Source organism: Thorsellia anophelis DSM 18579, assembly GCF_900111395.1.
GTDB lineage: Bacteria > Pseudomonadota > Gammaproteobacteria > Enterobacterales > Thorselliaceae > Thorsellia > Thorsellia anophelis.
Genome location: NZ_FOHV01000016.1, coordinates 53,766 through 54,892, shown reverse-complemented (window position 1 = coordinate 54,892; position 1,127 = coordinate 53,766). Strand labels below are relative to the sequence as shown.

2 protein-coding genes are annotated in these 1,127 nt (G+C 34.5%); both read left to right on the top strand.

The genetic code is table 11. The features are described from left to right. Positions 1–245 (top strand): hypothetical protein (locus BMW37_RS15145; protein ID WP_177168643.1); only part of this gene is annotated, 245 nt, incomplete at its 5' end. A gap of 271 nt (positions 246–516) precedes the next feature. After that, complete coding sequence (locus BMW37_RS10020) at positions 517–1,059, top strand: transposase (RefSeq protein WP_093320484.1); 543 nt, start codon at positions 517–519, stop codon at positions 1,057–1,059. Positions 1,060–1,127 lie beyond the last annotated feature (68 nt).

The window sequence follows — 1,127 nt, the reverse complement described above, 5'->3', positions numbered from 1 at the left end:
TATTTAAAATTAAAGACAGTAGAATACCTTCTAATTGGGCAACATGTGTTACCTATTTAAGTGAAGAGTTTAAGCCACTGTATGATTATTTCCAGGTACTGGCAATAATAAGTTACTCTGAATTAATTACTTCTATATCACATTACGGAGGTATTTTGGAAAGAGAATCAGATGATTTGATCAAATTCTTTATAGAAAAGGAAAAAATGGATAAAGAATTTGATGAAGATGATGAGTTTTACTAAAAGCGAAACAAAAAATAGAAATAATGAGTGGTAGTGCAAAAGGTGTTGTAATACCCCCATTTTTAACTCGAATTAAAAATATGTGTCATTGAATTAATATGAGAGCTTTGCATTACCCTGAAAATAATTCTGTGTATCTACCATTGATAAAAGTAAGAATTCGGTGGAGAATAATTGCCTCTTCTAGAAACAGGTGGGTAAAATCATGAGTATACGCCCCTATGTCACACTACCTGTCCACTGATAACTTAATCATAATAAGGACAGACAAATGAGTAAATTTACCGTAGAATTCAAAGAAACAATTTTGACAAAATTATTGGATGGTGATTATACAAGCATCACCGCATTAGCCCAACACTATAACATCTCAACAAGCACGCTTTATAAATGGCAAACTGAGCTTAAAGCAGGATTGAATGATAACGACATGAAAAATAAAACAACATCTAAAAAGACAAACAGTAAAACTAAATCATCGATCCCTGTTAATAAGCTCACTGAAGCGCAGAAAAAACTCAATATCATCATTGCTACATCGACATTAAATGAAGCAGAATTAGCAAGATACTGCAGAGAAAATGGATATGACATTGCCATGGTTAAGTCGCTCTTGAGTGAATGTGTAGAAGCACTTGCCATGAAAGAAATGAATGTGATTGCTGAGAGCCATAAATTAACTGAAAAAGATAAAGAAATCAGCCACTACAAGAAAGAACTTAACCGTAAAGACCGTGCCTTATCTGAAACAGCTGCGTTATTGGTACTCTCAAAAAAAGCCAAAGCTATTTGGGGGGAAACGCAGGAAGATTAATCACCTGTGAAGACCGCCAAATGGCTATAAACAGCATCAAAGAAGCCGTCAACCATGGTGCCAGAATC